The 12,297-nt window shown below is 66.7% G+C and carries 11 protein-coding genes; 8 read left to right on the top strand and 3 right to left on the bottom strand.

Annotation, left to right across the window (positions count from 1 at the left end; translation table 11 throughout):
- The first annotated feature begins 27 nt into the window (after positions 1 to 27).
- Together ACOGXH_RS02615 and ACOGXH_RS02620 are read left to right on the top strand one after the other, a co-directional pair.
- On the top strand, positions 28 to 1,596 hold the full coding sequence (locus ACOGXH_RS02615) for a long-chain-fatty-acid--CoA ligase (protein WP_419927561.1): 1,569 nt from the start codon (positions 28 to 30) through the stop codon (positions 1,594 to 1,596).
- A gap of 64 nt (positions 1,597 to 1,660) precedes the next feature.
- Positions 1,661 to 2,344, top strand: a complete 684-nt coding sequence (locus ACOGXH_RS02620) for a TIGR00266 family protein (protein WP_419927562.1) — start codon at positions 1,661 to 1,663, stop codon at positions 2,342 to 2,344.
- Between the two features lie 45 nt (positions 2,345 to 2,389).
- On the opposite strand, the gene ACOGXH_RS02625 is transcribed toward ACOGXH_RS02620, so the two are convergent.
- A complete protein-coding gene (locus ACOGXH_RS02625; RefSeq protein ID WP_419927563.1) occupies positions 2,390 to 3,370 on the bottom strand; it encodes a ferrochelatase in 981 nt (326 codons plus the stop codon).
- A gap of 118 nt (positions 3,371 to 3,488) precedes the next feature.
- Between ACOGXH_RS02625 and ACOGXH_RS02630 the strand changes: the two genes are divergently transcribed.
- The 3 genes from ACOGXH_RS02630 to ACOGXH_RS02640 are packed head-to-tail and all read left to right on the top strand — an operon-like array spanning position 3,489 to position 8,177.
- The gene (locus tag ACOGXH_RS02630) at positions 3,489 to 4,367 is read left to right on the top strand and encodes a transglycosylase family protein (protein ID WP_419927564.1); all 879 of its coding nucleotides are present in this window, start codon (positions 3,489 to 3,491) and stop codon (positions 4,365 to 4,367) included.
- Positions 4,368 to 4,379: 12 nt separating this feature from the next.
- Complete coding sequence (locus ACOGXH_RS02635) at positions 4,380 to 6,302, top strand: hypothetical protein (RefSeq protein ID WP_419927565.1); 1,923 nt, start codon at positions 4,380 to 4,382, stop codon at positions 6,300 to 6,302.
- 3 nt (positions 6,303 to 6,305) lie between these two features.
- Positions 6,306 to 8,177 carry a flippase activity-associated protein Agl23 gene (locus ACOGXH_RS02640; RefSeq protein WP_419927566.1) on the top strand — a complete coding sequence of 624 codons (1,872 nt, stop codon included), beginning with the start codon at positions 6,306 to 6,308 and terminating at the stop codon, positions 8,175 to 8,177.
- A gap of 50 nt (positions 8,178 to 8,227) precedes the next feature.
- On the opposite strand, the gene ACOGXH_RS02645 is transcribed toward ACOGXH_RS02640, so the two are convergent.
- A complete protein-coding gene (locus ACOGXH_RS02645) occupies positions 8,228 to 9,025 on the bottom strand; it encodes a maleylpyruvate isomerase family mycothiol-dependent enzyme (RefSeq protein ID WP_419927567.1) in 798 nt (265 codons plus the stop codon).
- Between the two features lie 34 nt (positions 9,026 to 9,059).
- Entirely contained in the window at positions 9,060 to 9,776 is a 717-nt protein-coding gene (locus ACOGXH_RS02650) for a crotonase/enoyl-CoA hydratase family protein (protein WP_419927568.1), read from the bottom strand.
- Between the two features lie 44 nt (positions 9,777 to 9,820).
- Between ACOGXH_RS02650 and ACOGXH_RS02655 the strand changes: the two genes are divergently transcribed.
- The 3 genes from ACOGXH_RS02655 to ACOGXH_RS02665 all read left to right on the top strand — a co-directional run bounded on the left by ACOGXH_RS02655 (position 9,821) and on the right by ACOGXH_RS02665 (position 12,266).
- Entirely contained in the window at positions 9,821 to 10,762 is a 942-nt protein-coding gene (locus ACOGXH_RS02655) for an ATP-binding cassette domain-containing protein (protein WP_419927569.1), read from the top strand.
- Positions 10,759 to 11,577 (top strand): ABC transporter permease, encoded by an 819-nt coding sequence (locus tag ACOGXH_RS02660; RefSeq protein ID WP_419927570.1) that lies wholly within the window; start codon positions 10,759 to 10,761, stop codon positions 11,575 to 11,577. The genes ACOGXH_RS02655 and ACOGXH_RS02660 overlap by 4 nt, the downstream gene beginning before the upstream one ends.
- A gap of 65 nt (positions 11,578 to 11,642) precedes the next feature.
- Positions 11,643 to 12,266, top strand: coding sequence for a NifU family protein (locus tag ACOGXH_RS02665; protein ID WP_419927571.1), 624 nt, complete (start codon positions 11,643 to 11,645; stop codon positions 12,264 to 12,266).
- Positions 12,267 to 12,297: the final 31 nt, after the last annotated feature.

The following is a 12,297-nucleotide window of genomic DNA, read 5'->3' on the forward strand; positions in this document are numbered from 1 at the left end:
ACTCGGTCTCGCGCTACGGTTGCCGTCATGAAAGAGCTGATCTATCACCGGCAGTTCTACCCGGCAGTGGAGCGGTACGCCAACGAAGAGGCGATCGTCGACGGCGCCTACCGGGCCAGCTTCGCCTCCCACGGCGAGCGGGTCACCCGGCTGGCCAATGCCATGGGCAGCGAGCTGGGCGTGAAGAAGGGCGACCGGGTAGCCATCATGGCCCTCAACAGCGCGTCCTACCTGGAGCTTTACCACGCCTGTTATCTGGGCGCCGGGGTGGTGAACCCGCTGAACCTGCGACTGGCCGGCCCCGAGCTGGAGTACATCGTGAAGGACTCGGGCACCGAGGTGGCCTTTGTAGACGGCTTCTTTGCCGAGGCTTTCGTCAAGGCCATGGAGGCCGCCGGCGACAGCCCCATCCGCACCGTGGTGCTCATCGGCCCCGGCGACGTGCCCCACGACGTGGCCTACGAGGACTTGGTGGCCGCGGGCGACACCGCTGCGCCCTCTGAGCCCGAAGAGGACGACCCGGTGGTGCTCATGTACACCGGCGGCACCACCGGCCTCCCCAAGGGTGTGCTGCTCCAGCAGCGGGCCGAGATGCTGAACGTTTATCACGTGGCCATCGGGCTGGGCGGCACCAGAGACGACGATGTGTTTTTGTGCCAGACGCCGCTGTTCCACGCCGCTTCTATGGCCAGCTTGCTGGTGATTCCGGCCTCCGGCTCCAAGATGGTGACCATCCCCGCCTTCGACCCCGCCGGGGTGATGAACCTCATCGAGGCCGAGGGCATCACCCAAACGGTGATGGTGCCCACCATGATCGGCATGTGCATCCAGCACCCCGAGTACCGGCCCGAGCGGCTGGCGTCGCTGCGGGAGCTGGTCTACGGCGCCTCGCCGATGCCCGAGGCCATCTTGAGCCATCTGCTTGAGCACCTGCCCGAAGTGAACCTGCTCCAGGGCTATGGCATGACCGAGTGCTCGTCGGTACTCACGTTTTTGTCGGCCGAAGACCACGTGGCGGGCGGCCCCCAACTGCGGTCGGTGGGCCGCACGGTGTTCGGCGTGAACCTCTGCATCCAAGACGAGAACGGCAACGTCTTGCCCGACGGGGAGATCGGCGAGGTGTGCGCTCGAGGCGGCAACTACATGAAGGAGTATTGGAACAAGCCCGAGGCCACCGCCGAGGTGTTCCGGGACGGTTGGTACCACACCGGCGACGCCGGATACCTCGACGAGGAGGGCTACCTGTTCTTGGTCGACCGGGTGAAGGACATGATCGTGTCGGGCGGCGAGAACGTGTACTCCTCCGAAGTGGAGAGCGCCATATCCACCCATCCGGGGGTGGCCCAGGTGGCGGTGATCGGCATTCCCGACCCGGTTTGGGGCGAAGCGGTCCACGCCGTGGTGGTTCCCACGCCAGGCCAGGAGGTGACCGAAGAGGAGATCTGCGAGCACGCCCGCCAGACCATCGCCGGCTACAAGGTGCCCAAGTCGGTGGAGTTCCGGGCCGAGCCGCTGCCCCTGTCGGGAGCCATGAAGGTGCTCAAGCGGGAGCTGCGAGCGCCCTACTGGGAAGGCCAGGACAAGAGCATCGGGTAAACAGCCCCCAATTCTTGGCCCGGCCGCCCCCAATTCGCCGGAGGCGGTGGGTAGGCTCCCCGGCATGCAGGTAGATATACGTCATGCCCCCAGCTTTGCGGTCGCCCGGTGCACCCTCGGCGGGGGTGAGCAGGTCAAAGTCGAGGCCGGAGCCATGTCGGCCCACTCCTCCGGGATGTCGCTGGAGGCCAAGGTGGAAGGCGGCGTGCTCAAGGGGCTCAAGCGCAGCGTTTTGGGCGGCGAATCGCTGTTCGTGTCCACCTACACCGCTCCGGCTGAGGGCGGCTGGGTGGACGTGGCCGCCAAGCTTCCTGGCGATCTCCGGACGTTGGAGCTAGACGGCTCGCAGGCGTGGATCATCGAGCGGGGCAACTGGCTGGCCTCGGATGCCTCAGTGGTGATGGACACCAAGTGGGGCGGGTTCAAGTCGCTGGTCGGCGGCGAAGGCGGATTCATGGCCCACGCCGAGGGCACCGGCAAGGTGGTGGTGGCCTCCTATGGGGCCATCGACGTGATCTCGCTGGCTGCGGGCGAGACCGTAGTGGTGGACACCAGCCACATGCTGGCGTTTCCCGACACGGTCAGCTACGAGCTGCGCCGGGCCGTGGAGGGCCGCTCAATCCAGTCGATGAAGTCGGGCGAGGGCTTCGTGTTCCACTTCAGCGGCCCAGGCGACATCTTGACCCAGACCCGCAACCAGGCCCAGCTGATCGCCTGGATCAACACCGAGATCGGCGCCCGCGAATAGCAGGGTCCCGCCCGGCGGGACATCGGATCCCGCCAACGAACCCGGCTACCGCAAACAACAGTCCACCGGACAGGGCGCCTGCTGGGGAGCCAACACCACATCGGCGATCATCTTGACGAAGGCCGGATGGGTGCCGACGGTGGGCACGCGGGTCAATCGCAACCCCAACTTGTCGGCCCGCTGGCGGGCCTCGGTGTCAAGGTCGTAGACCACCTCCATGTGGTCGGCCACGAAGCCGATGGGCACCACGACCACTGCGTCGGCCCCGGCATCGGCCAGCCTGTCCAACTCGTCGCCGATGTCGGGCTCCAGCCACGGAATCTGGGGCGAGCCGCTGCGGCTCTGGTAGGCCAGCGACCACTCGCTTGCTCCAGCGCGCTCCGCCACCCGGCGACTGGCCTCGTTGAGCTGAGCCTCATAGGGCGCGGTGGCCGCCATTGACTCAGGAATGCTGTGGGCGGTGAACACCACCGGGGCGCTCGGCTCGGCTCGGCGGGCCGCGGCCAAGTTGTCGGCCATGGCCGACAGGAAGCCGTCCTGATCCCAGAACGGGGGCACCTTGTAAACCAGCGGCGCGTCAGGGCCGACCGACGCCCGAGCCTGCTCGATGTCCTCGGCGTACTGGCGGCAGCCCGAGTACGAGCCGAAGGCCGAGGTGGCGAACCCGACTGCCGAGGAGACCCCGTCGTCGCGCATCTGCGCCATGGTGTCGGCCAACATCGGCGTCCAGTTCCGGTTGCCCCAGTACACCGGCAGATCCACCCCCCGAGCACCCAGCTCGGCGGCCAGGGCGGCCACCAAGTCTCGATTGCACTGGTTGATGGGGCTGACTCCCCCGAACAGGTGATAGTGCTCGGCGACGGCGGTTAGGCGCTCGTCTCCGATGTCCCGACCCCGGGTCACGGTGCGCAAGAACGGCATCACGTCGTCGGGGCCCTCCGGCCCGCCGAACGACACGATCAGGATCGCCTCTGGCTCTTGTTCCGCCGGGAGTCGGGCAGGGTCGGTTGAAGGGATGGTGGGCATAGTCGGTAGATTTGTAACAGCCGGTTGGGGTTTTGCTGCCCCGAACGGCGTTGCGGTAAACCCGTTTCGAGGGTAGCCGAACTGGGGAGAGAGTTTGCGGGCTGAAGAACGCAGTCGCTTGACGGTTCTTTTCGTTGCGGTGGTCGTCACCGTGGCGGCCGCTGGTGGCGTCGCCTTCGGACAGGCCGACGAGGAAGGCGAGGCGGTCCAGCCGGTGGCCGTTGAGTCGGCCGCGCCGCCGTGGCGCGATCTGGAGCGGGCCCAACACGACTTGGCGGTGGCCATCACCGCCCGTGACGGCCTGCAAAGGGCGCTCGACCGCACGGTCGATGAGCTGCACCGCGAACTGGCCCGGTTGGACCAGCTCAACAGCACCGACACGGGTAAGAAGCTGCTGAATGACGAGGCTGAGCGTCTCATCGTGCAGGAGTACATGGCGGGCGGCTATCTCGAAGACTTGGTCTTCGTTCTGGGCGTATCAGAGGCCACCGACGCCATTTGGCGAAATGCCCTGCTGTCGGAGGTGTCGGAGGTGTTCGAGGAGGCCCTGGCAGCAAGGGAGAACGTGCCGGGGGAGCGGGAGCGCACCGAGGCCCGCATCAGGCGGCTCGACGATGCCATTCCGTATCTGAGCAGCCGCCTCAGGGAAACCGCCCAGTCGATTGAGGCGGCTGAGTGGGTGGTTTACATCGCGGAGATCAACGACATGGCCGAGCGCGAGCGAGTGCAGAACGGGTTCATCGAGCCCACTGAGCAGCACTGGTACAACTTGCGATTCTGCGAGTCCACCAACAACTACACCGCCGAGAGTTCAAACGGCCTGTTCTACGGGGCCTACCAGTTCGAGCCCCGGACGTGGCGAACAGTGGGCGGCACCGGGAACCCGGCCCACGCCCGGCCCGAAGAGCAGGATGCCCGCGCCCGCCTGCTCTACGCCCGCAGGGGGGACCAACCCTGGCCCCGGGCCTACTGCGGTCGGTGGTTGCCTGCCAACTAGGTTCGCGAGCCAATGAAGCTGTGGGTGGCGCTGCTCTTAGCCGACTGCGTGCTCGTGGGCATCGGGTTCACCTATCTCACCGGGCTGAAGCTCCGCATCGAGGAGCGGGTGGCCTACGGCGCGGTGGTCGGGTTCATGGCCGTCACCCTGGTGGGCTACGCCGCGGGGTGGGCAGTCGGAGCATTGACCGGGCCGGTGGTGATCGGGGCGGCCTTGGTGGCCACGGCGATCTCGGCGGCGGGCTGGCGGACGGGCATCAGCCAGATCGGCGCCGAGTGCCGGGACTTTCGGCGCCGCCTCATGCGGCCCATCTCCCGCCCCGACAGCCCGGCACCCCTGCTGATTCTCACCGCCCCGGCCTGGGCGCTCACCGTGTGGATCTTGAACCGGGCCTATCTGCCCGACGGGTCGGGCGGCGTGCTGGCCGGACACCTGTCGTCGTGGACCGACTGGCAGGCCCACCTCACCTACGCCTCCTCTTTCGCCCATGGGGAGAACTTTCCCCCCGAGCTGCCCACCGCCTTCGGCGTCGACCGGCTGCCGTATCACTTCGGCATCGACTTCTTCGCCGCCATGCTCGATCGGGCCGGCCTGAGCGCCCTCGGCGGGCTGGAGGTGTCATCGGGCTATCTGGCGTTTGCCTTCGTGCCCGTTCTGTATCTGGCCGCGGTGAGGCTGTTCTCCAGCCGGGCCGTAGGAGTGGTCTCAGTGCTGGTGTTCACTCTGTTCGGCGGGCTGGGGTGGCTCCGCTTCTTCCACGACCGGGCCGAGGGCGGCTGGAGCATCATCTGGGATCTGCCCACCGACTACACCCGCCACCACGCCGGCAACATATTGATGGAGAACGCGGTCACCGGGAACCTCTTCCCCCAGCGACCGACCCTCGCCGGGTTCTCCCTTCTGCTGATCGCCGTGGTGCTCATGCGCGAAGCCCACAAGTCGGGATCACGCCGGCTCTTCGCCGCTGCGGGGGTGATCGTCGGGCTGATGCCCATATTCCACGTGTACTCCTTTGGGGTGGCGCTGGGCTTGGGCCTGATCTGGGCGCTGCTCGACTTCCGCTGGCAATGGCTACTGTTCGCTCTGCCCGCGCTGGCGTTCGCGTTGCCCGCCGCGCTGTGGATCGAGCCGCTCAATACCGAGATCGTCTGGGAGACCTGGGTTGATGGCCCTTGGATGCAACCCCCCGGGTATTCGCCCGAACAAGACGGCCTGCTCACGTTCTGGTGGCGCAACGCCGGGGTGTTCCTGCTGCTGATGCTGGCGGCCCAGCTCTGGAGGGGCACCCTGCCCCCGGTGCTGCTGTGGGGGTCGATCCCGGTGTGGCTGTGGTTCATCGTGCCCAACTTCGTGCGAGTGGCCCCGTCGCATCCCTGGAACAACACCCACTGGTTCGTTCCGGTGATTCTCCTGGGGTCGCTGTTGGTGGCCGCCGTGCTGGTAAGGCTGGCCTCGATCGGATGGCTTGGTGTGGTGGGAGCGGCCGCGCTGTTCTTCACCCTCACCTTCGCGGGGGCGCTGGACATCTGGAAGGCGGCCGACCCCGAGGTGAACGTGTGGCCCGTGGCGATCGCCTCGGGCGACGGTGTGGCCGCTGGGGAATGGGCCCGGGATAACACGCCGCCCGACAGCGTGTTTCTGATCGGTTTCGAGCACACCCACCCGGTGCCGGCGCTCAGCGGGCGCCAGACGGTGGTGGGCTTTGCCGGGTGGATCAACGACCTTGGGGTCACCGACTGGCACAGCCGCCAGCAGCAGGCCCGCACCATGCTGGGCGGCCTAGAGGGCACCGAGGATCTGTTGGACGCCTACGGGGTGGACTATGTGGTGGTCGGGCCGATAGAGCGCCGGGCGGGGGTAAATGAGCAGTTCTGGGCGGCCCGGGGCACTCCGGCGTTTGCCCAGGGCGAGTACACCGTCTACGAAGTGAACTGAGCCATGCGAGCCACGACCCGAGAGCGAGACGTTCCCCTGGAGGGCTGGAGCCCGCTGGAGTTCTGGCGCCGCCGTCCGGAGACTGCGCTGGCCATCGCCGTGGGGGCGATGGCGGTGGCTGGGTTGGTGCTGCGACTGGTGGAGCTGGCCGAGCGGCCCTTCCACCACGACGAGAGCATCGACGCCTGGTACTCGTGGCGGTTCCTGGAAGACACCTACGAGGGCTACGACCCGGTGTACCACGGGCCGCTGCGCTTCTACCTGACGGCGGCGTTCTTCTGGGTGTTCGGGGAATCCCACACCACTGCCCGCATGGTGGCGGTGTTGGCCGGGGTCGGGATGATCGTTCTGCCGTGGTTCCTGCGCCGGTCATTGGGCCCGGTGGCAACCCTGTGCGCCTCAGCGGTGCTGGCGTTCAGCCCGATCGCCCTGTACATGACCCGGCTGGGCCGGGAAGACGCGCTGACCGCGTTCATCACCCTGGCCATGATGGTGGTGGTGGTCCGCTTCCTGGACCGCCCCCGGCTGCTTTTGCCCGCGCTGTTCGCGTTCTTGTTGGCCGCCGGCTTCGCGGTCAAAGAGACCACGTTCATCGTCGTGTTCATATTCGGGGGCTTTCTGTTGGCTCTATTGGGGGAGCAGGCGGTCCGGCAGGCTTTCCCGGCCGATTCTGAGGCCGAGCCCGGCCGGGCCGAGCCCGGCGGGGCCGCCGGGTGGTCTTGGATGCTGCCCATCGGGCTAGTGCCCATGGGCATCGCATTCGGGGTCAGCGCCTACTACAACGCCGAGGTTTTCGTGACCCTGGGCGTCTATGGGGTGCTCATGGTGATGGTCGTGCTCATGCTGGCCAGCCCACGGGAGATTTGGGATCTGCCGGTGGTGCGGGCCGCCCGGGGCGTACCCGGGTGGGGATGGGTGCTGGCCGCCGCGGTCTTCCTGTTCTTCTTCGCCATGTGGTTCACGGTGTTCTTCACCAACTCAGAGGGCTTCATGGACGGATTCACCGAGGGGATCACCTATTGGCGGGGCGAGCAGGACACCAACCGGGGCAGCGAGCCGTGGCACTACTACCTGTACACCATCCCGCTGTATGAGTACCTGGTGTGCATATTGGCGGTGATCGGCACGGTCCACGTGTTCCGCAACCCCACCTTCGTCGGCAAGTTCATGGTGTGGACCGCGGTGGCCAGCTGGTTCTCGTACTCCTGGGCCAGCGAGCGATTCCCGTGGTTGGCGCTGCACATCGTGGTGCCGATGGCCTTTCTGGCCGGTTACGGCGTGCAGGTGCTGTGGCGGGCCGGGAAGAAGATGTGGATGCCAGCGGTGTGGGTGGTGCTGGCCGGCCTAGTGGCCACCACCCTGTTCTTCGCGTGGAGGACCAACTATGTGAACCAGCGCGACCCCCGGGAGCTGTTGACCCAGGTCCACACCACCGACGACTACCTCGACACCGTCGAGCGCATCGAGGCGCTCAACGAGTACTCCAAGTCGATCGGTGAAGGCCCGGTGACAGTGGCGGTGGACAACGCCATCTCGGTGCCCAACCTGTGGTATTTCCGGGGCTACGAGGGGCTCCGATGGACCGACAGCGCCTCGGCGCAGAACGCCTCCGCCGACTTCGTGCTCGCTTTGGCCGGGAGCAACATCGCCGGGATCGCCCCTGATCTGGCCGACCACCAGACCACCCGCTTGCCACTGCGGGATTGGTGGGCGCCCCAGTTCGAGTCGTACCACGACGGATGGTTCACGGGCTGGGGCAACTGGCTGGTGGACCGGGAGGTGTGGAACGAGGCCACGCTGGGCAGCACAGATTTCGACTTGTCGGTGAGCCCCCGGGCCCTCGACCTCGAGGCCCGGATGGACGCGGTCGAGTAGTCAGGCGCTCGCCTCGAGATCCCGATGCCTCCAGTGGGCTCCTCAGGCGCTCACGAAACGTAGGCCAGGGCCAGAACCACCCGCTCGCCCAGTTCTTCGTCGCCCGCCAGCGTCACCAAGCCGTCGGCCAGCGCGGCGGCCGGGTCGGTGCGGCCGCAGCACAGGGCGTTGTAGGTGTCCACATCGGTGTGCACGGCAACGGTGGGATTATCGGCCGGGGGCGCAGGCTTGGCCCGGCCATCGGCCACGGCCACGCCTCGGGGACCGTCGGCGTCGCCGTCTATGGCGAACACCACCGTGCTGCCCTCGGGCGCTCCGGCCTTCTTGCCCACCACGTAGCCCATGTTGCGGGCGTGCCAGTCCAAGCAGTGCTGGACCACTGGGCCGCTCAGGTGGCCGGGGATGCCCAGCGCCCGGCGCATGTCCTGCTCGTGGGCCCAGCAGTCGAACACCCGGATGTGCATGAACGTGCGGTATGGGGCGTCGCCGATGGGGGTGAAGCCCACCTCGTCCCATTTCTCTTCGGGCATGGTGCGCAGCATCTCCAGGCGGCGGGCGCAGATGTCGTTCATCTCGGCCAGCACCTCGGAGCCGGGTCGGGACCGGCGGGGCGCGATCTGGCCCTCGTTGAAGGCGGCGATGCCCTCAAAGCCGCCCTCAGTGGCGGGAGGCTCAGGGCTTTCTCCGGCCAGCATTCGCTCGAGGCCCACGATGTGGCTCACCTGGTCGCGCACCGACCAGCCGGGGCACTCGGTGGGGGTGTCCCACTGCTCCTCGCTCAAGTCGGCACCGAGGTGGGCGATGGAGTCCCAGACCGCTTCGAGCAATTCGACGACTGGATCGCTCATGGTTGCTGTCCTCCTGTTTTTGAATTCTCGTCAATCACGACAGCCCGACGGTGAACGACCGGGTGTCATCGTCGAGCATCTCCCGAATCGACTGGACCACCGGCCCCCGGATCACGCGTCGGGTGCCGGTGAAGGCCCTCCGCGAGAGTCCCTCGGCCAGACCGGCCGCTTCGGCTATGGCCGCTTGCTCCAATTCATCTTCGGCAACAACCCGGTCCAAATAGCCCACGTCGGTGGCGTCCTGGGGCGAGTAGAGCCGGGCCAGAAGCACCGAGGACAGAACATGGCGGGGGGAGAGGCGATCACGGGCAATTGTGACCACCGATGTGGGAAGCACCATCCCGATAGCGGTCTCGTTGAGGCCGATCTTGACGTCCAAATCAGCGCCGATGCGCACGTCGCAGCACATAAGCCAGATGGCCCCCGCGGCGAAGGCGTGGCCGGTGCAGGCCGCTACCACGGGGAGGGGGAACTCGTACAACCGCACAAACAAGTCCATGCCGGCACGGAACAGGTCCCGGGCCGCCTCAGGTCCCGATTGCAACACCTTCAGGTCGAAGCCTGCGGTGAACTTGCCCGGGCGACCGATCATCACCACTGCTTTGGCCTCGCTCTCCGCCCGATCGAGTGATTCGTGCAAGGTGTCGATCACCTCATGTGACAGCACATTGACCTTTCCATCGTCGAGGCGGACGACGGCGACGTCGCCGTTCAGCTCGTAGCTGACGAAGGGGCTGGATGTCTCCGGCATGGGCGATGAGAATATCGCGAAGGTGGTCGGTAGCATCATCGACTGTGCCAGCGGCCATTTCTGCCCAGGGGCTGCGCCGAACCTACGGTGAGGTGGTGGCGGTCGACTCGCTCGACCTCGAAGTGGCCGCCGGGGAGATCTACGGATTTCTGGGCCCCAACGGCGCGGGCAAGTCCACCGTGGTGCGGATGCTTTGCACGCTGGCATCGATGACCGCAGGCGAGGCCTCAGTAGCTGGCTACGACGTGGGCACTCAGGGCGATTTGGTGCGCTTGAGTATCGGTGTGGCCCTCCAGGACGCCGCCCTCGACGGCAAGCTCACCGGCCGGGAGACCCTGACCCTGCAAGGCCGCTACTACGGCCTGGAGCGGGAGGCCATCGGAGTCCGCATCGACGAACTGGCCCCCCTGCTGGAAATGGACGCCATCGACCGGCGGGTGTCCACCTATTCGGGGGGCATGAAGCGCCGCCTGGATCTGGCCGCCGCGCTGATGCACAACCCCGAGGTGCTGTTCCTGGACGAGCCCACCACCGGGCTCGACCCCATCAGCCGGGCGGTGGTGTGGGAGCAGATTCGGCGCTTAAACCGAGATCTGGGCATGACCATCTTCCTCACCACCCAATATCTGGAGGAGGCCGACGCCCTCACCCACCGAGTGGGCATCTTGAACGAGGGCCTGCTCGTGGCCGAGGGGACGCCCGATGAGCTCAAGCGCACGGTGGGTTCCGACGTAGTGGTGGCCCGGGTGGCGGGTGACCCCGAGGCAGCCGCTGCGGCCATCGCCCAAGTGCCGGGGATCAGCCATATCGAGGTGTACGCCAACGAAGTGAGCGCGGCCACCGGTGATGGGGCATCGGTGGTCAGCCCGGTGGCAGTTGCTTTGTCGGCCGCCGGGGTGGAGGTGAGCGATCTGTCGATTCACCCCACCACCCTCGACGATGTGTTCCTGGAGCTCACCGGGGCCCGAATCGAGGTGGAGGAATGAGCGGGGCTGTCCACACCGCCCCGCCCGCCACCGACGTGGTGAGAGCCCAGCCATCGGGATTCTTCGGCGACATGACATCGGTGGCCAGCCGGGCGCTGCGGCTTCTGCCCCGTGACCTGGAGGCGATCATCCCCGCCATGTTGATCCCCCTGTTCTTCTTGATGGTCACCATCGGGGCCATTCAGAACCTGGCCGGCGATGTGGTCTCCGACATCGACTACAAGGCCTTCCAACTGCCGGTGGCCATCATGACCGCGGTTACCGGCATGTCCCGGGCCAATGCCCTGGTGATCGACATCTCCGAGGGCTACTTCGACCGGCTGCTGATGACCCCCGTGAACCGCTATGCCCTGCTGCTGGGGCTGATGGTGGCCGACTTCACCCTGTTTGTGGTGATGGCCATTCCGGTGATTGCGTTGGGATTCGCCATCGGCGTGAGCTTCGGCCCCACCGGGGTGCTGGGCGTGTTGGTGTTCGTGCTGTTCGGCGCGCTTTGGGGGCTGGCCTTCACCGGCTTCCCCTACGCCATAGCGCTGCGCACCGGGAACCCGGGCGCGGTCAACTCCAGCTTCCTGCTGTTCTTCCCGTTCATGTTCCTGACCACTGCCTGGGTGAGCCGGGACGTCATGACCGACTGGCTGGCCGCCATCACCTGGTTCAACCCCATGACCTATGCCTTGGAGGGCATGCGCTCGCTGTTTTCGGGCTGGGACGGCTGGGCGCTGGGTCGGGCGCTGCTGTCCATCGCCGTGGTGGGGCTTTTGGCCCAATCACTGGCCTTCCGGGCGCTGCGAGGCCGTATCCGCCGAGGCTGATACTTCCCCCAAATCGGGTATCTGGGCCATGGTGGCGGGGGTCGGGCTCGGGTAGGATGGTGGCCGTGAGCGAAACCGTGGAAGCCCAACTGTTCGAGGTCACCGAGGCGGCCATTGCCAAGGTGCTCGACATCCGGTCCAACGAGGATGATCCCGAAGCCCTCGGCCTGCGCATCGAGATAACCGGCGTCAGCGGCGCCGATTACACCTACGACCTCGCCTTCGAAGAGGTGGCCAACTGCGTCGAGGGTCACCGCCACATCATCACCGAGGGCCTGGCCGTGATGATTCCCGACGAGTCGGTGGAGAATCTGACCGGCGCCACCCTGGACCTGCCCAACAACCCCATGCAGGGCGGGCTGGTCATCCGCAATCCCAACAAGCCCGATCTGTTGGCCGGTGCCGACTTGGAGCTTTCCGGCACCATCCCCGAGCAGCTTCAGCAGCTGCTCGACCAGCACATCAACCCCTCACTGGCCTCCCACGGCGGGTTCGCCAACCTGCTGGGGGTGGACGGGTCCACTGCCTACATCACCATGGGCGGCGGCTGCCAGGGCTGCGCTATGAGCGCGGCCACCTTGCGAGAGGGCATCACCGTGATGATCACCGAGGCCATCCCCGAGATCACCGACGTGGTGGACGCCACCGACCACGAGGCGGGCGACAACCCTTATTTCGCCCGTACCTGAGCTTCCGTACATGCCGCGGCGTCTGCGGAAT

This window comes from Candidatus Poriferisocius sp., from assembly GCF_965208355.1.
GTDB lineage: Bacteria > Actinomycetota > Acidimicrobiia > Acidimicrobiales > Bin134 > Poriferisocius.

Excerpts from the sequence above, each read along its gene's own strand:
- ACOGXH_RS02615 (WP_419927561.1), top strand. The coding sequence starts at position 28 with ATGAAAGAGCTGATCTATCACCGGCAGTTCTACCCGGCAGTGGAGCGG.
- ACOGXH_RS02645 (WP_419927567.1), bottom strand. The coding sequence starts at position 9,025 with ATGAGCGATCCAGTCGTCGAATTGCTCGAAGCGGTCTGGGACTCCATC.
- ACOGXH_RS02650 (WP_419927568.1), bottom strand. The coding sequence starts at position 9,776 with ATGCCGGAGACATCCAGCCCCTTCGTCAGCTACGAGCTGAACGGCGAC.
- ACOGXH_RS02660 (WP_419927570.1), top strand. The coding sequence starts at position 10,759 with ATGAGCGGGGCTGTCCACACCGCCCCGCCCGCCACCGACGTGGTGAGA.
- ACOGXH_RS02620 (WP_419927562.1), top strand. The coding sequence starts at position 1,661 with ATGCAGGTAGATATACGTCATGCCCCCAGCTTTGCGGTCGCCCGGTGC.
- ACOGXH_RS02640 (WP_419927566.1), top strand. The coding sequence starts at position 6,306 with ATGCGAGCCACGACCCGAGAGCGAGACGTTCCCCTGGAGGGCTGGAGC.
- ACOGXH_RS02635 (WP_419927565.1), top strand. The coding sequence starts at position 4,380 with ATGAAGCTGTGGGTGGCGCTGCTCTTAGCCGACTGCGTGCTCGTGGGC.
- ACOGXH_RS02625 (WP_419927563.1), bottom strand. The coding sequence starts at position 3,370 with ATGCCCACCATCCCTTCAACCGACCCTGCCCGACTCCCGGCGGAACAA.